Source organism: Methylosinus sp. Sm6 (assembly GCF_019802345.1).
Classification (GTDB): Bacteria; Pseudomonadota; Alphaproteobacteria; order Rhizobiales; family Beijerinckiaceae; genus Methylosinus.
Genome location: NZ_JAINDZ010000055.1, coordinates 1 through 17,806 on the forward strand (window position 1 = coordinate 1; position 17,806 = coordinate 17,806).

Genomic DNA, 17,806 nt, shown 5'->3' on the forward strand with positions numbered 1-17,806 from the left:
GCCGGCGGCGAGACACGCGCCCACCGCCGCGATGAGTGAAGCCCCCTGCAATAGCCGCATCGATAAATCCTCCGCTGGGCCGACGAGGCCAGTCTCGTCGGCGATATGATTGGGAACGGCGCTCTACCACCTAAGACGAACGAGCGCGCCGAAAGGGAACACTCGGGACAAAAATTTGTTCGTCGCCTCGCGCCGAGCGCCCTCCCTGCAACAGGCGATCAGAACTCCACCCGCAGCGAGCCGACGAAAGTGCGCGGCGTCCCGGTCTGGATCGTGTATCGGTCCGTCGAAGTCGGATAATAGGTCACGTCGCCGAGGTTCTTGACGTTCAGCTGGCCGGTGACGGTGTAGCCCTCTATGTTCGTCCGATAGGCGATCATGCCGTTGACGAGCGCATATGCGGGAAGGACGTAGGAGTTCGCATTGTCGCCGAACGAGCTCTCATGGACGGAAACGCCGGCGCCGAGGCTCAATCCCTGAAGCTCGCCGTCCGCATCATATTTTACCCATAGATTGCCGTAGTTGCGTGGGGACGCCGGCAGCTTGGAGCCGGAGATCGCGAGTTGGGTGGTGATCAACGTCGCCGGATTATAGCTCAACGCGCCTTGAACCGTGCGCACGTCGTCATGCGTATAGTTGGCGATGACGCTCCAATTGTCGTCGATGCGGCCGGTCAGATCGAATTCGAAGCCCTGGCTGCGCGCTTTGCCGATCAGCAGCGTATTCCTCGCATTGGTCGGATCCGCATAGGGCATATTGGTCTTGAAGATGTCGAAATAGGCCATTGTCAGACTGAGGCGCCTGTCGAGCAGCTCGGCCTTGACGCCGGCTTCGTAGAGTTCTCCACGCTGCGGATCCAGCGGGAGCCCGGTCGACGACGAATTGCTCACGCCGAATGACCGCGCGTAGCTGCCATAGAAAGACAGCCATGGCAGCGGCTGATAGACGGCGCCGACTCGTGGGCTGAAGGCGGTGTTGTAGGTCGTCACATAGCTCGAGAGCGCGTTGAGATAGGAGCTGAAGTTTTTGTTGGCGCTCGACTCCGCCCAATCATATCGACCGCCGAGCAGGATATGGACGGTGTCGTCGAGCAAGGAGATCATGTCCTGACCGTAGACGCCGGTCCATTTTTGCGCCGACTTGCCGAACACCTGATTGCCGTAGGGATTCTCCACTTGCCAGGAGCGCGGATCATAGATGTTGATCGAGCTGAGAAACGGCTGATAGGAGACGTAGAGAGGAATATAGTTCTTGAACGCGTCCAGGCCCACCAATATCGAATGATCGATAGGGCCGGTGGAGAATTTTCCTTTGAGGTCGAGATTGGTCGCGAAGGTTCGATCCGTCGTCCCAGGGATAAAAAAGGCGAAGCGACCGAGCACGCCAGTCGTCTGATTGAAGCTGAGTGGAACGACATTTTCGTTCCGGGTGGCGATGCTGGTGTAGCTCAGCCGATTGGTCAGGCTCCAGCCAGGCAGAAATTCGTAAGTCCAATCATAGGCGATGCGCTTCCGATCCGAATGATCGGGATACGCCGTCATGAGAGAAGCCGAGGACAGATATCGGCTGACCGGAATCGACGCGGGGCTTCCGCCGACCGCCGGGAGCACCGGATAATCATCCACCCAGGTCCTGTTCTGATATTCGAAATCGATATTCATCCGGAACTGCTCGATCGGCTGAAAGGTGAGCGTCGGCGCGATGAAGAGGTTTCGATCGGAGACGTAATCGCGATACGAGCCGTTGCTGTAGTATTCGGCGTTGACGCGGTACAAGATGGACTTGTCCTGCGTCAGCGGACCTGTCGCGTCGATGGTCGTTCGCGTTCCGCTGAAAGATTTAACTTGCTGCTGGATCGAATAATAAGGCGTGTCGAGCGGCCGCTTGACCACGAGATTGACGATGCCGCCGGGCTCGCCTCTGCCGAACAACAGCGACGCCGGCCCCTTGAGCACTTCGACCGTCTGAAGATTGGTCGTGTCGAGCTTGCGAATCCGATATTCCATCAGACCGTTTTTGAAGATGTTGCCAATGGGGTTCGAGAAGCCGCGAATTTTGAACACGTCGAGGACGTTCGTGCTCTCCGTCACGCCGCTGACATTGGTGAGAAGCGCGTCGCCGACGCTGATCGCCTGTTGATCGTCCATCGTCTGCCGCGTCACCACCTCGACGGTCAGCGGCGTCTTCAGCAGCGGCGTGTCCGTCTTCAGCGTCGTCGGCGCGCTGACGGCGTTGTAGCCCGTATGTCTGTCGCCCGGCCCTTGCGGCGCTCCGCCGCGCCGCCCGTCCCGCGTCTCGCCAGAAGCGGCCCCCACGTCGATCGGCGGCAGTCTCTCGGCGTCGCTCACGTCGCTGCGCACGCCATTGTCCGCCTGCGCCAGCCGGATCGAGATCGTCGCGCGCTGCTCGGACAGACGATAGCTCAGCCCCGAGCCTTCGAGCAGACGGTCGAGCGCCTCTCGAACCGTATAGTTTCCGATGAGCCCGCGCGAGCGCAGCCCGCCGGTGACGTTCGCGTCATAGACGATCTGCAGCCGATTGGCGTCGGCGAAGGCGTTGAGATTATCGGCGAGTCGCGCCGGCGCGAGGTCATATCTACGAAGCAGGCCGAGGCGCTCTTGCGGCGCCACATTGGCCTGCGCCGGCGTGTCCGACGCGCCTGCCCCCAAAGCGAATGCGCTCATCGCCGCCGCCGCCAGCGTCGATCCCATGCCGCCTCCGATCGCCCGTCCGCCCCGAGCAATCCTGTTCGAACGCCTCGTCACCGTCATCGCCGCCTCTCATCGTTCCAGGGCCGGTCATGGCCCTCGGCGACTCCACGGAGGCGGCGGCGAAAGAGGAGGTCGCCCCGACAAATTTATTTATGGATCAGCATCAGATAATTGGAAAGGCGCGTCACGCGCACGCCGAGCGCGGTCTCGATCTCGTCGAAGGCCGCGAGCGGATCATCGGCGAGGAACACGCCCGTCACCCGCCGCGTCTTCAAAGACGGATCGAGAAAGGCCACGAAGCCCCGATGATGGCGCGCCAGCGTCGCCACCACATCGCCGAGCGGGGCGTCCGCGAAGATCAGCCGGCCCCGCCGCCATGAGGTCGCCCGCGCGACATCCGTCTTCGCGGGCGGCGACGCCGGCGCGCCGTCCGCGAAGGCGGCGCCCTCGCCCTCGGCGACAACGACTGCGGCGCCGCCATTCTCCACCTTCACCCTATGCTCGCCCACGACGACGCGCACGGCGTCGCCGTCCACCGCGACGTCGAAGGCGGTGCCGAGCGCGGTGATCGCGCCGGAGCCGGCCGCAACGACGAAGGGCCGCGACGGATCGGGCGCGACGTCGAACCAGGCCTCGCCCTCGATGAGCGCGATCCGCCGCTCGCCGTCGGCGAAACGCACGGCGATGGCGCTTTTGGCGTCGAGCTCCACGCGCGAGCCGTCGGCCAGCGTCACGCGCTTGGTCTCGCCGGCGCCGGTCGCATGGTCCGAGCGAAAATAAAGAGCGATCTCATGCTGGAACAGGAGCGCCAGCGCGCCGGCCGCCGCCGCGCCCGTGATTTTGCGCCGGCGGCCCCGCGTCTTGCGGATCGGCCGCGCGCCCGGCAGCTTCGTGCCGAGAAAGCCGCAGACGCCCGAGATTGTCTCGAAGGCGAGGCGGTGGCGCGCATCCGCGGCGAGCCAATCCTCGAAGGCGCGCTGCTCGCGGCGCGTCGGCGCGCGCTCGTTGCGGCGCAGCCACCAGTCGATGGCCGCGGCGCGGATCTCCTCCGGAATGGCTCGCTGCTCCTCGGTCATGCCGCCGTCGCTCACCTCCTCTTCCACGCGGGAGCGGCCGGAACAGGAGGTCGGGCGCGCAATTTATTCCAGCGCCGCCCAGCAGCGGGCGAGCGCCATGCGCATGTGCTTTTGCGCCATATTGCGCGACATGCCGAGTCGCGCGGCGATCTCGCCGAGATCGAGGCCGTCGTTCATATAGAGGACGAAGACCTCGCGGCAGCGCGGCGGCAGCGCCAGAATGGCGGCGAGGACGAGCCGCCATTGCTGCGTCGCCTCCAACTGCGCGAGTGGCGAGAGTCCAGGCGAGGGCGCGTCGGCGCCGACCGCGCCGATGTCGAAGAGCTTCGCCTCCGCGGCCTGCGCGCGCGCAAAATCGCGGGCGAGATTCATGGCGATCTTCTGCAGGAAGGGCGGCGGCTCCGCCACCGCCTCAGCGTCGACGCGCGCGATGAAGCGCGCAAACGTCTCCTGCAGCAGATCGGGGGCGTCGGCCTGTCCGATCTTGCGCGTGAGATAGGCCAAAAGCTCGCGTCGATGGCGCTCGAAGAGATCGCCGATCGCGCTCTGCTCGCGTGAGAACATCCGCCGCATCCGCTCACACCGCTTGCGAGGCGGCGAAGGTAGAGCCGCGCCAATGCGGCGGTCAACGCCCGCGCGGAAATAAATCCCGCTTGTTGCGGCAATGTCACAAAGGGCGGCGCCTATGCTCACTGCCGGCCGATATCGCGGCAAGCGCCGGCCCGGGGGCGAGGAGAGCGAGCGCGAGAGCGCCGGCGACCGCGATCTGCTTTTTCATCTCGCCCATCCCTCTTCCCAAACGCGCCTTCATTGGGCGCCGATAGTGGTGATCGTCCCGCTCCCACCCGATCCATTGCCGCGAATGAAATTGTCGCCGGCGCTGGTGATGGCGCCGCGGAAGCCGTTCACGCTGTTGCCGGTCACCGCGGACCGGGTCATGTAGACCGGACCGAACGCATCGACGCCATTGGCGCTGTCCGCGAAGGACGATTCCGAAACCGTGACGCCGGTATTGCCGGCGACGAGCGCGGAGCCACGCGCCGCGCGCGCGACGACGCGATGCACGAGGGTCGGCGCCCACAGATTCAAGCCGGGGTCGCTGCCGATGACGCTGACGGACATGTCCTCGATCAACGCTTGCGAGACGGCCCCCGTCGAAAGCCCCCAGCGCATGAAATTTCGAATTGCGCATTGGCGGAGCGTCACGTCGCGCGCGCTTCCCATATGCACGGCGGTGTTGGACAGCGAGCCGCCGTCGAGCGTCAGGCCGGCGAGATGGACGACATCGGTCGGTCCCGCTTCGACGGTGACGAGCCTCGACGCGCCGCCGAAAACGCCGGCGCCCTCGACGCCGGTGACGCTGATCGATTTGGCGATCGTCAGCGGCCGGAAATCGCCCGGCGTCAGCGCGATGATCTCGCCATGCGGCGAGGTCGCGTCATGGGCGCGCTGGAAGGTCCGGCAGGCGGTCGCCGGCGTGGCGCAATTGCGCGTGTCGTTCCCAGTCACGGCGACGAAGGACACGCTGTTCGCGGCGAGAGCCGGCCCGGCGGCGAGGCAAGCGAGCGTGAGGGCGCTCGTCAGAGATAAAGGCTTCATGTTCCAGCCCCGGCTCATTGCGTGCCGACATTGGTCAAAGGCGCGCCATTGACCGGGTCGAGATCCGTCGTGGTGTTGCCGGCGATGAAATTGTCGTGCGCCGTCTCCGCCTTCGCGCCCAGGCCCGTCTCGATGAACACGCCATTGGCGTTCTGCGAGATGGTGTTGCGGGCGATGCGCAGCACATTGCCCGTGTCGCCGCCCGAATAAATCCCATATTCGAAATGCCCGATGAGGTTTTCGGAAACGCGGACGTCCGAGGCGCCCATCACGGCGACTCCGATGCCGTTGCCCTTGCCGACGATCGTCGAGCGATGCACGACGCCCTTCGGAGCGCCGGTCGAGGCCGTCTTGTGGAGATAGACGCCATAGGTCACATTGGAGATGAACGAGTCCTCGATCGAAAACTTCGTCGCGCCGTTCACCCCGATCTCGAGTCCCCAATTTTTGAAGTTCTTGATCGCGCAGTGTTTCACCAGCACTTGTCCGGCCCTGGTCGCCTTGACGCCGATCGAGGCGACCGCTTGTCCATTGAAGGTGAAGCCGGTGATGGAGACGACGGTGGTCGAGTTGCCAGAGATCGTCAATCCGACGCCGTCGGCTCCGACCATCACCAGCGCGCCCGGGACGCCCGTCAGCGTCAGCGACTTCGGAATGGTCGCCGGGCCATAGTCGCCCGGCAGCAACGTCTTGATCTCGCCGCCGGTCGATGTCTTCGTCACCGCATAAGCGAGCGTCTTGCACGGCGTCTTCGGATCGGAACAGTCGCCGGAGTTGCTCCCGGCAACCGAGACATAGGACAGCGCCGCGGCGCGCGTCTCGCCCCCGGCAAGCCCGGCGGCGAGGCCGGCCGCGAGACCGACGCAGTGAACAAACCGAACGAGCATGACCATCCCCCCCTGTCGAAGCCCAGGCCGATATTACACGGGATCGCAAAGTCCGCCGCATCAAAAGCGAGCAAAAAAGCGCTTTGCCGCGCCGCTCACACCCGCTCGACCGCCAGCGGCAGGCCGGTCCGCGAGCGCAGCGTGAGACCGGTTCCGAGGACCATGCGATGGCGGGGCGCCGGGCGGAAACGGAACGCGCGAACGAGGCTCGCCAGCAGCACGATCATCTCGATCATCGCGAAATTCATGCCGATGCAGACGCGCGGGCCGGCGCCGAAAGGCAGGAAGGCGCAGCGATGGCGCGCCTTCGCGCGCTCGGGCGCGAAACGCTCCGGATCGAAGCCATGCGGCTCCTCCCATAATTTTTCGTGGCGATGCACGCAGAAGGTCGCGAAGATCGCCAGCCGGCCAGCGGAAAGGCGCAGCGGCCCGAGCGTCGCATCCTCGCGCGGCGCGCGGCCGATTCCGATCGCCGGCGGAAACAGCCGCATCGCTTCGCACAACACTTGCCGCGCGAAGCCGAGCTTCTCCAAGTCCTGCGCCTCGATCTCGCGCGCGCCGATGGCGGCGTCGATCTCGGCGCGCAGACGAGTCTGCGTCGGCTGATCCTTGGCGAGCAGCCACAGCGCCCAGGCGAGCGCCGTGGCCGAGGTCTCATGGCCCGCGATCATGAATGTGTAGAGATTGGACACGAGCTCGTCGTCGGTCATCATGCGCCCTGTCTCCGGATCCTGCGCGGAGAGCAGCAGGCCGAGAATGTCCTCCGCGCTTTTGCTCTGCGCGCGTCGATGCGCGACGAGATCCGTCGTCGCTTCGCGCAGCCAGGCGATGCTCTGCGCGGTGCGGCGCGAGCCGGGAAAGGGAAATGCGTTCGGCAGGCCGATGCGCGCATAGAGAAAGCGCCAGCCGACGCTCGCGAGCGAGGGGGCGAGCGCCTCGAGAAACTTGCGCTCATCGAGCCGCCGCTCGCCGTCCCCGAGCACGGCGCGCAGAATAATGGCGAAGGTCAGCTTCGACATTTCCGGCGCGACGTCGAGAACGCCGTCCGAGCGTCGCCATCGCTCGGCGAGATCGGATGCGCAGCGCGCGAAGATCGGAACCAGCGCGAGCAGATTTTCGTGACGAAACGCCGGCGCCGCGGCGCGCCGCTGCCATCGCCAATCGGCGCCCTCCGCGAAGAAAAGGCTGTCGCGATTGACGACGTTGGACAGCGCGCGCGTCTGGAAGCGATCGCGCTCGAACGCGTCGGCGCGCGTGACGAGCGCCTCCTCGATGAGAATCGGATCGCAGATGAGCAAAGTCGGCGGCAGCAGCGGCCACAGGCCGCGCATCGTCGCAAATCGATCGCGATAGGCTTCGGCCGGCCAGTTCTCGATCTGATTGAAAGCGGCGACGCGCAACGACGGACGCGCGCGCGGCGTGAAAGGCATGAGCTCCGGATCGTGAAACATGTCGCGGCTCCATCGACGAATGCGCGATTTATGACGCAGCGTCGCGCGCCTGTCGCCCCGCATTTTGCGCCCAGCCGCAGAAAGCGCGAGCTCGAGGATTGCGCTCGACGGACCCGTCGGATATGCAGGCCCCGATCTCCGGCGCTCGCCGCCGGCGTTCAATTGTGAAGGAGCCCCTTGGAAATGTTTAGATTCGCAATCGTCGCGCTCGCCGCGGCGGCTCTATCGTCGTCCGCGCATGCGGAAACGAAAGGCGTCAAGGTCGACCCGGCGATCGCCGCGAAGACCGGCACGGCCGATGAGATCGGCGGCGCGCTCGCCGACAAGGGCACGGTCCGCGTGCTCGTCGTCGTGAAGCCGAGCTCGGGAGCGACCGTCGAAGACGTGACGGCCGCCGGGCGCGTCCCCGCATCGCGCGCCGCGATCAAGCAGCAGGTGACGGCGACGCTCGACAGCGTGCTGTCGGCTCACAAATTCTCCCATGTCGGCGGCGGCAAGGGCTCGCCCGCCATCGTCCGGCTGAAGACCATTCCGGCCTTCTCCGCGGTGGTCGACGCGGCGGAGCTCGCCGCGCTCGCCAAGGATCCGAGCGTCGTCTCGATCGAATATGATCGCCCGATGAAAAAGCACCTGTCGGTGACCGTGCCGTTCATCGGCATGACCAGCGTTTACAGCGCCGGCGGCGCCGGATCTGGCTATGCGGTGGCGGTGATCGACGACGGCATCCAGCGCAACCACCCCTTCATCGGAACGTCGCGCCTCTATCCCGGCCGCGAGGCCTGTATCCTCGACACCAATGATTGTCCGAACGGGACCAATGAGCAGATCGGAACGGGCGCTTCGGCCGCCGCCGCGGGGGCGAGCCATGGCATGCACACGTCCGGCATCGCCGTCGGCAATCGCGCCTCCGGCACGCCGAAAAACGGCGTCGCGCGGAGCGCGAAGCTCGTGCCGATCAATATTTTCGGCCCGAACGACGGCGTGTCGCAATCGACGATCCTGCGCGCCTTCGAGCATGTAGAAGATCTGGTGATGGAAAGCTCGGGCTCGAATCCGCTGAAGATCGCCTCGATCAATATGAGCGTCGGCGGCGGCGGCAGCGTCGGCGTCTGCGACGGCGACGCCGATATGAAGCTGCTGAAGCCGGTCATCGACAATCTTCGCAAGAAGGGCGTGCTGGCGACGGTGTCCGCGGGCAATGACGGCGAGCGCGCCAAGACGTCGTTCCCGGGCTGTCTCTCCACCATCGTGTCGGTGGCGGCGACGAGCCGCAAGGGCGTCGTGGCGAGCTACACCAACATCAACCAGAGCACGGACCTGTTCGCGCCCGGCGGCGAGTTCGACGACTGCGTCGTCTCCTCGGTGCCGACCAGCGCGTTCGGCGCGAAGTGCGGCACATCCATGGCCGCGCCTCATGTGGCGGGCGCCATCGCGACGCTGAAGCAGCTGAACCCGAAGGCCACCGCCTGCCAGATCGAAAATGCGCTGAAGACGACGGGCCTTCCCACCTCGGACATTCGTTCCGGCGGCCTCTACACCAAGCCGCTCATTCGCGTGAACGAGGCGCGCCTGCGGCTGAAGACCCCCGTGGCGCCGAGCAATGACAAATTCGCCTCGGCGCTCGTCATTCCCGCTCATGCGTGGCGCTACACGACCGACGGCGCGAATGTCGGCGCCACGCTCGAGACCGGCGAGCCCAGCCATGTCGGGACGACGGCGGCGCGCAGCGTATGGTGGAAATGGACGCCGAATGTCGCGGGTCCGGTCACCATCGACACGCTCGGCTCGGGGTTCGACACGGTGGTGGCGGTCTATCGGGGAGCGACCTCGGTCACGAGCCGCGGCACTGTGGTGGCGACGAACGACAATATCTCCAGCACGGTGAAGCAGAGCCGCGTCACCTTCAACGCGCTCGCGGGCCAGACCTACCACATCGTGGTGGCGGGCAAGAGAGCGACGGAGGAGTGCTCGATCACGCTCAATGTCTCGCGTCCGCCGCTGAACAATAATTTCGCCCAGGCGACTGTCGTGAAACTGCCGGTCGCGACCGAGGTCGGCGTGGCGGGAAGCAATGACGGCGCGACCAAGGAGACCGGCGAGCCGAGCCTCAATGGCGACGCGGCCAATACGTCGACCGTGTGGTTCCGCTTCACCGCGCCCGAGACGGGTGTCCTGTATCTCGACACGTCGGGCTCGCCGACGCTCACCGATACGGTGCTCGCCGTCTACAAGGGCGCGGCGCTCGACGCGCTGACGCTCGTCGCGGTCAACGACGACATCGTGCAAGGCGTCAATACGGCGAGCCGGCTGAACTTCGGCGCCACGGCGGGAGCGACCTACTATGTTCAGCTGAGCGGCTGGCATGGCGCGCAGGGGCGCTATTACCTGTGGTTCACGCCGGCCGGCGCGCAGAGCCTCGACCACGCGAAGACGTCACTCGCGGAATAACCGGGCGACGCATTCGAGATGCAATGAGGAGCGGCGCGCGCGCCGCTCCTTTTTGTTTTGCCGCCCTTCCGGCGTCGCGACGACCGTGCTCCCGCAGGCTCTCGCCCCTCCTTGTCGCGACGTCGCGCGCGGCGCAGCGTGGGCGTGAGGATTGCGTTTGTCGACAAACTGCGGAATAGTCTCGGCGCGCATCGGCCGCGTCCGATCTTGTTCGAATCGTCGATAGGGGCATCGCCATGTTTCGATTGTTGTTCGCCGCGCTCGCCGCGGCCGTTCTGGCCACGCCCGCACGCGCGGAAACGAAGAAAGCGAAGATCGATCCCGCCGTCGCCGCGAAAACCGGAACGGCGAGCGAGATCGCCGGCGCGATCGCCGATACGGGCGCGGTTCGCGTCACCGTCGTCGTGAAGCCGAGCTCGGGAGCGACCATCGAGGACATGTCGGCCGCGGCGCGCGTCGGGGCGACCCGAGCGGCGATCAAGCAGCAGGTCGCGACGACGGTCGATTCCGTGCTGTCGAGCCACAAGCTGTCTCGCGTCGGCAAGGCGAAGGGCGCGCCCGCGCTCATCCGTTTGACGACGGTTCCGGCCTTCTCCGCCGTCGTCGACGAGGCCGAGCTCGCCGCGCTCGCCAAGGATCCGCGCGTCGTCTCGATCGACTATGATCGCCCGATGCAAAAGCAGCTCGCGCTGACCGTGCCGTTCATCGGCATGCCGAACGTGCATGCGGCCGGGGGAACCGGCGCCGGCTATGCGGTGGCGCAGATCGACGACGGCATTCAGCGCGATCACGTCTTCCTCGGAGCCTCGCGGCTCTATTCGGGCCGCGAAGCCTGCTTTCTCGACACCAATGACTGTCCGAACGGAACCAATGAACAGATCGGAACCGGCGCTTCCGCCGCCGCCGCGGGGGCGAGCCATGGCACGCATACGGCCGGCATAGCAGTCGGCAAGCGCGCCACGGGCGCGCCGGACAAGGGTGTCGCCCCGAGCGCGAAGCTGGTGCCCATCAATATTTTCGGCCCGAACGCCAGCGTGTCGCAGGCGACGATCCTGCGCGCCTTCGAGCATGTCGAGGATCTCGTGCTGCTGAGCTCCGGCTCGAACCCGCTGAAGATCGCCTCGATCAATATGAGCGTCGGCGGCGGCGCCGACGCCGGCAATTGCGACGCCGATTCTCAGATGGCGCTGCTGAAGCCGGTCATCGACAATCTGCGCAAGAAGGGCGTGCTGTCGGTGGTTTCCGCCGGCAATGACGGCGAGACCGGCCGGATGTCCTTCCCCGCCTGCTTGTCGTCGATCGTGTCGGTGGCGGCCACGAGCCGCGCGGGCGTCGTCGCGAGCTACACCAATATCAGCCCGACGACAGATCTGTTTGCGCCCGGCGGCGAGCTCGGAGGCGACTGCGTGATCTCCTCCGTGCCGACCAACGCCTTCGACGCGAAGTGCGGAACCTCCATGGCCGCGCCTCATGTGGCCGGCGCCGTCGCCACTCTGAGGCAGCTGTTCCCCAATGTTTCGGCCTGCCGGATCGAGGACGCGCTGAAGAGAAAGGGGTTCGCCACCCCCGACACGCGCTCGGGCGGCACGATCGCCAAGCCGCTCATCCGCGTCAATGCGGCGCGCTCGCTGCTCTCGTCCCCCGTGCCGCCGACCAACGATAAATTCGCGTCGGCCGCGTCCATTCCCGCCAATGCCACGCAATACACGACGACCGGCTCCAATGTCGCCGCCACTTTCGAGGCGGACGAGCCCAGCTATGTCGGGACCACCACGAGCCGCAGCGTCTGGTGGAAGTGGACGCCGAGCTTCGCGGGCCCGGTCACCATCGACACGCTCGGCTCGGGCTTCGACACGGTGCTAGGGGTGTTCAGAGGGGCGACCTCGGTGACGAGCCGCGGCGTGCAGGTCGCCGTGAACGACAATATCTCCTCCACGGTGAAGCAGAGCCGGGTCAGCTTCAACGCCCGCGCCGGCGAGACCTATCATATCGTCGTGGCGGGCAAGACCTCTTCCGAAGAATGCTCGATTCAGCTCAATGTCACACGCCCGCCGGCGAACGACAATTTCGCCAAGGCGAGCGTCGTGACCCTGAGCGCCTCGAGCGAGGTGGGCGTCGCCGGCGGCAATTTCGGCGCGACGAAAGAGACCGACGAGCCGAACCTCAATGGCGACGCCGCCAACACATCGACCGTGTGGTTCCGCTTCACGGCGCCCGCGACCGGGCTGATCACGCTGGACACTGAAGGATCGCCGACGCTCGACGACACTGTGCTGGGCGTCTACAAGGGCTCGACGCTCGCCACTCTGACGCTCGTCGCCGTCAATGACGACTTCAGCTTCACCGATCGGCTGAGCCGGGTGACTTTCAACATGACGGCAGGAACGACCTATTACGCGCAGCTCAGCGGCTGGCACGGCGGGCAGGGCCGCTATCGGCTGTGGTTCACGCCCGCCGGCGCGCAGAGCCTCGACCGCGCCAAGGTGTCTCTGGCGCCATAAAGCCGATCGCATCCACCCCGAGGAAGGAGCGGCCACGCGCCGCTCCTTCCCGATGGAACCCGGTCCGAGCGGACCGGCGCGCGAGCTGCGCCATTATGGACGCTTGACGACGCTCGCGCTTTTGCGGATTTTCTCCCGATGGCGAAGCTTCTGCCCTTTCGGCGTCGGACGGTCCGCGCGGCCGCTTCCTGCTGCGTCGTGCTGGCCGTGCTCCTGCAGGCTTTCGCCTTCCTTCTCGCCGGCGTCGCGCATGCGGCTCCGCGCGGCGACGAAGCCTTTGTGACCGCCTCGGCGGAGATTTGCGGCGCCGCCAGCGCCGGCGGCGATCATGCGCCGCCCGGCGGGCGCCATCCCTGCGGCCTGTGCCCGCTCGGCGGATGCGGGACCGGTCAGGCGGGCGCCGGCGGTCCGCCGGCTGCGGCCGTCTTACCTCCGCGGCCTCTCGCCGCCGCGTCCGGCCGTTTGCCCGACGTCGACGCGCCGCCGCCGGCGGCGCGGACTTCCTCCTCTTCGCCGCGCGCGCCTCCGCGGGCCTGATCGAACAGGCGCGCCCCGCCACGCCCTTCTCCTTCGCGCCCTTCCGGGCGGACGACCGGCGCTGCGCGCCGTCGGCCGCGAACTGAGCTCACGAGAGGATCGCTCGTGCCGGACGCCAAGAGGTCTTCCTTCCGCGAGCTGTTCTTGCACAATCGGCGCGAGCTGCTCGATTATCTGACCCGCAAGGTGGGGCCGGACGACGCTTCCGACCTGCTGCAGGAGACCTTCGTGCGCGCGCTGCGGCACGAGCGTTTCGACACGGTCGTCGATCCGCCGGCCTTTCTGCAACGCATCGCCGTCAATCTGAGCCTCGATTTCCTCCGCCGACGCAAGACCGAGACGGGCTATCTGCATTATGTCGACTCTTTCCTCGACCCGCCGTCGCCGGACGCGACGCCCGAGGAGACGCTGGGGCACAAGCGCAAGTCGCAGCGCCTCGCCGCGGCGATCGCGGCGCTGCCGCCGCGTTGCCGCGACGTGTTCCTGATGGGCGTGTTCGAGGATATTCCGATGATCGAGGTCGCGCGCCGCCTCGGCATGTCCGATCGCATGGCGCGCAAGCACATGGCCAATGCGCTGCGCCTCTGCCGCGCGGCGCTGGACTGACATTTTTCGGGGGGACGGGTTCCGTTTCGCCCCCCTTCCCCGTCGTCCTGGACGACGATCCCGCGCTCGCGCGAGCGGCGTGGGCGCAAAGATCACGCGCGGGCCGAGGCATGCAGGACGAGGGCAAGGGGAAGCAGGACGCGCGGGAGCAGGCCATCGCCTGGTGGGTGGCGCGCCGCGCCGGCCCGCTCGCGCCGCAGGAGGAGGCGGCCTTCCACGACTGGCTCGCGCGCGATCCCGCCCATGCCGCCGCCTTCGCCGACATAGCGGGAATGGTGCGCCATGTGCGCGGCATGACGCCCTCGCCCCGCGTCGCGGCGGGCCGCTTTCGACCCGTCGCCGCGGCGCTGGCGGCGGCGGCGGCCGCCCTCGCGCTGTGGATCGGCTTCGATGATCTGTCGATCCTCCTGCGCGCGGATCGCGCGACAGGCGTCGGCGAGACGCGCTCCGTCACTCTCGACGACGGCTCCCGCATCCATCTCGACGCGCGCTCGGCGATCGCGCTGCGCTATGGCGACGCCGAGCGCCGCGTGGTCCTGCTGCGCGGCGAGGCGCTGTTCGAGGTCGCCTCCGATCGCGCCCGCCCCTTCGTCGTCGAGGCGGCGGAGGGAACTGTCGCCGCACGGGGCACCGCCTTCGACATTGCGCTGACTGGCGCAGGCGCGCGCGTCACCGTGACCGAGCACGCGGTCGAGGTGGCGAGCGGCGGCGGCGCCCTCCTGCTGGGGGAAGGGCGGCAGACATCCTATGCGCGGGCGGGCGCCGCCGAGGCGCCGCGCAGCGTCGACGTCGATGCCGCGACCGCCTGGCGGCGCGGCAAGCTCATCATCGAGGACGCGCCGCTGAGCGAAGCGCTCGCCGCGCTCGCCCGCCACCGGCGCGGCTATGTCTTTTGCCTGCGCCCCAAAGATTGCGCGCGCCGCGTCACCGGCGTGTTCGGCGCCGGCGATCCGCTGCGCGCCCTGCGCGAGATCGAGGCCTCGCTCGGCCTCACGGCGACTTTCCTCACCGATTATCTGATCGTGCTGCATCGATGAGAGACGAATAATTTTTAATGCGCCGGTTCCGGTTTCCGTTTCGAGCGCGTCGGGTAGGCGGGGCGATGCGAGCCCCGATGCTCGAGGGGGAGCCAAAATGGCGGCGAAGGTGCGGAGCAAGGATGCGCGTATGAGTTCGACGATTGCGGCGGCGGCGCTCGGCGCGCTCACCATCGGGACGGGCCAGCCCGCCCCGGCGCAGGCGGCGATTCCCCCCGAGACGCCGCTCTCCCTGTCGCGCCTCTACAGCATTCCGGCGGGCTCGCTCGGCTCGGCGCTCAATTCTTTCGCCGACAAGAGCGGGCTGCATATTCTCTACGACGCGCATGTGACGAGGCGCATGACGTCGCTCGGCCTCGAGGGTTCGTTTTCCGTCCGGCAGGGCCTCGATCGCCTGCTGTCGGGAACCGGCCTCGCCTATCGCTTCGCCGACGACGGCGAGAGCGTGTCGATCCTGCTGGCGCAGAACGACAGGGTGCGCAGCGACGCGAGCGGCGCGGAAACGCTGCCGCCGATCGACATCGGCTCGGAGCGCAGACGCTCGGCGAGCGGGTCCGGCGGCGCTCCCGGCTTCGACGCCGCGCGCGCCCGGGAGCCGATCTACCGCGACCCGCCCGGGCAGTCGACGACCACGATCGATCATCGCTTTCTCGACAGGACCCCGTTGTTCACCGTGCAGGAGATGCTGCAATACAGCCCGGGCGTCTCGGTTCAGCAGGGATTGTCGACGCGCGATCAGGTGGTCTCGATCCGCGGCTCCGCTAACCGCCTCATTGCCGGGGTGCGCAATATCATGATGTACGAGGATGGCTTTCCGATCGTCACCTCGGACGGCAGCGGCCGCACGGATCTGCTCGATCCCCATGCGTTCAGCGCAATCGACGTCTATCGCGGACCATCCTCGGCGATGTTCGGCAATTACGCCTATGGCGGCGCGATCAATTTTCGATCCTACTCGGGCGCGGAGATCGACGGCGTGCATGCCGGATCGGAATTCGGCAGTTTCGGCCATATCAACAGTTTCATTCGCGCCGGACGAAAATTCACCGACCCGAGCCTCGGCGATTTCGACGTGTCGATGTTCGCCTCCTATTCGCGCGGCGACCACTACATCGAGCATATGGGCTACGACCTCGGCGCGGCGAAGCTTCTGGTCAAATGGTCACCGAGCGCGAGCGACCGCTTCGTTCTCAAAGGGCTCTACTCGGATAATTTCTCCGACATGCAATTGCGCATTTCGCAGTCGCAGTTCTATTCGAACCCGTTTCAATCCGGATGCCGCGTGGCTGGGACCCCGAACTGCGCGAGCACGAACCAGCCCACCAACGGCGTGTTCGGACCGCCGATCTCCGCGCAGAGCACCTCGCAGCTGGGCCAGCACTCCCACAGAATCCGCCTCATCGGAGGCGCGCGCTGGGAGCATGATTTCGACGCCGCGACGACATGGCGCACGCAGATCACCTATGACTATCTCGAGATCGCCAGCGGAACCAATCCGCCGCCCTCCTACACGCCGCCTCCGTTTCGCGTGATCGCCGGTCCCGTTTCGCTCAAAGGGCCGTCTTACGGCGTGTCGGTCGCGACCGACATCACCCGCCGGGACGTTCTCTTAGGCCTGCCGGCGACACATTTCCTCGGCTTTTTCTACGACAATGTGAAGAGCGTCAATCCGACGACGCTCTGGCTTCCCAACGTCTGGAATTACGGCGCTTCCGGCGCGCCGATCAATTATATCGACAGTTTTCATTCCAATGTGGGTCTGAAAGCGCGCGAGGAGATCGCGCTCACCGACGAATTGACCGCCGCGGTCGGCTTCAGCTCCAACTGGAACAAGGTGTCCGGAACGAATACGATCTACAATTATACCAATGCCGGGCTCCCGACGGCGCCGACCTTGCTGTCGGCCGAAACCGCCTATTGGAACACGGCTCCAGAAGCGTCGCTGACCTATCGCTACAGCCCCGAATGGCAGCTTCGCGCCCGCTACGCCGTCGGCTATGGGACGCCCAATTTCACTTGGCTCACCACCACCGCGAACGGCTCCGGCAACAATACGGCCCTGAAGCCACAGACCAATATGGGTGTCGACCTCGGGGTCGACTGGACGCCGTCAACGAATCTCACATTCGGTCTGACAGGCTTCTACGAGTGGTTCCGCAATGAGATTTTAGGTCAGGTCTCGCCGCTGGGGTTCAGCTACTACAACAATGTGCCGGCGGCGATCCACCGCGGCATAGAGGCAAATGTCGACTGGCGTCCCTTCGATGGATGGCGCTTCATCGGCTCTTATACCTACAATGACCAGTTCTTCACCCGCTTCGACGATGCGCTTTCGGCCACGGTGGTGTATGATCGGAGCGGCAACAAGATTCCCAATGTCCCGCCGCACAACCTCACCGCGCGTATCGGCTATGACCAGCCCCTGGGCGATCTGAAAGGCCTAGGCGGCTACGTCGAATATAGCTATCGTAGCGACTACACGATCGACAACGCTAATCTGACGTCGATACCGAGCTACGGACTCGTGAATGTGAATCTGCATTACAGCAGGGACTTCGCCGACGCCTATTTCAAGAACATCGAGCTGTATTTCGACGTGAGGAACATATTCGATCGCACCTATGTCGCGGGCGCAGGAGTGATGACCAACACACTGATCGCGGGCACGACCACGCAAACTCCCGCCGCTCAATTGGCGAACAGCACCACGGCCAGCATCATCGCTGGAGCGCCGCGCAGCTTCATCGGCGGCGTCAAGTTCAAGTTCTGACCGATCGGCGCGGGCGCGAGGAGGCTCCTGCTTGGGTTGTGCGTGCGGTCAGGAAATGCGGCCCTCGCCAGCGTCGGCAAGGCGAGGGCCGAAAACGTCGGAGGATGACAGATGCGGACGTTACGATATATGCGGATAAAGGCGTCGGCGGTGGGGTGGCTGCTTTTCGTCGCCGCTGCGGGA

13 protein-coding genes are annotated in these 17,806 nt (G+C 66.0%); 6 read left to right on the forward strand and 7 right to left on the reverse strand.

The features are described 5' to 3' along the window. Positions 1-218 precede the first annotated feature (218 nt). The 6 genes from K3F48_RS21900 to K3F48_RS21925 all read right to left on the reverse strand — a co-directional run bounded on the left by K3F48_RS21900 (position 219) and on the right by K3F48_RS21925 (position 7,724). Positions 219-2,711: a TonB-dependent receptor gene (locus tag K3F48_RS21900; protein WP_222577569.1), complete on the reverse strand. Its 2,493-nt coding sequence runs from the start codon at positions 2,709-2,711 to the stop codon at positions 219-221. 146 nt (positions 2,712-2,857) lie between these two features. Beyond that, positions 2,858-3,802 carry a FecR domain-containing protein gene (locus K3F48_RS21905; protein WP_370631470.1) on the reverse strand — a complete coding sequence of 315 codons (945 nt, stop codon included), beginning with the start codon at positions 3,800-3,802 and terminating at the stop codon, positions 2,858-2,860. Between the two features lie 48 nt (positions 3,803-3,850). Then, the gene (locus tag K3F48_RS21910; protein WP_222577570.1) at positions 3,851-4,351 is read right to left on the reverse strand and encodes an RNA polymerase sigma factor; all 501 of its coding nucleotides are present in this window, start codon (positions 4,349-4,351) and stop codon (positions 3,851-3,853) included. A gap of 243 nt (positions 4,352-4,594) precedes the next feature. Continuing rightward, positions 4,595-5,386 (reverse strand): hypothetical protein, encoded by a 792-nt coding sequence (locus tag K3F48_RS21915; RefSeq protein WP_222577571.1) that lies wholly within the window; start codon positions 5,384-5,386, stop codon positions 4,595-4,597. 14 nt (positions 5,387-5,400) lie between these two features. Beyond that, the gene (locus tag K3F48_RS21920) at positions 5,401-6,273 is read right to left on the reverse strand and encodes a right-handed parallel beta-helix repeat-containing protein (RefSeq protein ID WP_222577572.1); all 873 of its coding nucleotides are present in this window, start codon (positions 6,271-6,273) and stop codon (positions 5,401-5,403) included. Positions 6,274-6,368: 95 nt separating this feature from the next. Beyond that, the gene (locus K3F48_RS21925; protein WP_222577573.1) at positions 6,369-7,724 is read right to left on the reverse strand and encodes a cytochrome P450; all 1,356 of its coding nucleotides are present in this window, start codon (positions 7,722-7,724) and stop codon (positions 6,369-6,371) included. A gap of 183 nt (positions 7,725-7,907) precedes the next feature. Between K3F48_RS21925 and K3F48_RS21930 the strand changes: the two genes are divergently transcribed. The 6 genes from K3F48_RS21930 to K3F48_RS21955 all read left to right on the forward strand — a co-directional run bounded on the left by K3F48_RS21930 (position 7,908) and on the right by K3F48_RS21955 (position 17,623). Further along, the gene (locus tag K3F48_RS21930) at positions 7,908-10,172 is read left to right on the forward strand and encodes a S8 family serine peptidase (RefSeq protein ID WP_222577574.1); all 2,265 of its coding nucleotides are present in this window, start codon (positions 7,908-7,910) and stop codon (positions 10,170-10,172) included. A gap of 236 nt (positions 10,173-10,408) precedes the next feature. Continuing rightward, on the forward strand, positions 10,409-12,673 hold the full coding sequence (locus K3F48_RS21935) for a S8 family serine peptidase (RefSeq protein ID WP_222577575.1): 2,265 nt from the start codon (positions 10,409-10,411) through the stop codon (positions 12,671-12,673). Positions 12,674-12,811: 138 nt separating this feature from the next. Further along, positions 12,812-13,210: a DUF2946 family protein gene (locus tag K3F48_RS21940; RefSeq protein WP_222577576.1), complete on the forward strand. Its 399-nt coding sequence runs from the start codon at positions 12,812-12,814 to the stop codon at positions 13,208-13,210. 105 nt (positions 13,211-13,315) lie between these two features. Beyond that, positions 13,316-13,816, forward strand: coding sequence for an RNA polymerase sigma factor (locus tag K3F48_RS21945; RefSeq protein ID WP_222577577.1), 501 nt, complete (start codon positions 13,316-13,318; stop codon positions 13,814-13,816). 110 nt (positions 13,817-13,926) lie between these two features. Continuing rightward, on the forward strand, positions 13,927-14,853 hold the full coding sequence (locus K3F48_RS21950) for a FecR domain-containing protein (protein WP_222577578.1): 927 nt from the start codon (positions 13,927-13,929) through the stop codon (positions 14,851-14,853). 130 nt (positions 14,854-14,983) lie between these two features. Beyond that, positions 14,984-17,623: a TonB-dependent receptor gene (locus tag K3F48_RS21955; RefSeq protein WP_255609593.1), complete on the forward strand. Its 2,640-nt coding sequence runs from the start codon at positions 14,984-14,986 to the stop codon at positions 17,621-17,623. On the opposite strand, the gene K3F48_RS21960 is transcribed toward K3F48_RS21955, so the two are convergent. After that, on the reverse strand, positions 17,542-17,806 hold a 265-nt coding region (locus K3F48_RS21960; protein WP_222577580.1), incomplete at its 5' end, for a hypothetical protein. The two genes, K3F48_RS21955 and K3F48_RS21960, sit on opposite strands and share 82 nt — an antisense overlap.

Excerpts from the sequence above, each read along its gene's own strand:
- K3F48_RS21950 (WP_222577578.1), top strand. The coding sequence starts at position 13,927 with ATGCAGGACGAGGGCAAGGGGAAGCAGGACGCGCGGGAGCAGGCCATC.
- K3F48_RS21935 (WP_222577575.1), top strand. The coding sequence starts at position 10,409 with ATGTTTCGATTGTTGTTCGCCGCGCTCGCCGCGGCCGTTCTGGCCACG.
- K3F48_RS21925 (WP_222577573.1), bottom strand. The coding sequence starts at position 7,724 with ATGTTTCACGATCCGGAGCTCATGCCTTTCACGCCGCGCGCGCGTCCG.
- K3F48_RS21940 (WP_222577576.1), top strand. The coding sequence starts at position 12,812 with ATGGCGAAGCTTCTGCCCTTTCGGCGTCGGACGGTCCGCGCGGCCGCT.
- K3F48_RS21910 (WP_222577570.1), bottom strand. The coding sequence starts at position 4,351 with ATGTTCTCACGCGAGCAGAGCGCGATCGGCGATCTCTTCGAGCGCCAT.
- K3F48_RS21920 (WP_222577572.1), bottom strand. The coding sequence starts at position 6,273 with ATGCTCGTTCGGTTTGTTCACTGCGTCGGTCTCGCGGCCGGCCTCGCC.
- K3F48_RS21930 (WP_222577574.1), top strand. The coding sequence starts at position 7,908 with ATGTTTAGATTCGCAATCGTCGCGCTCGCCGCGGCGGCTCTATCGTCG.
- K3F48_RS21955 (WP_255609593.1), top strand. The coding sequence starts at position 14,984 with ATGAGTTCGACGATTGCGGCGGCGGCGCTCGGCGCGCTCACCATCGGG.
- K3F48_RS21900 (WP_222577569.1), bottom strand. The coding sequence starts at position 2,711 with ATGGGATCGACGCTGGCGGCGGCGGCGATGAGCGCATTCGCTTTGGGG.
- K3F48_RS21915 (WP_222577571.1), bottom strand. The coding sequence starts at position 5,386 with ATGAAGCCTTTATCTCTGACGAGCGCCCTCACGCTCGCTTGCCTCGCC.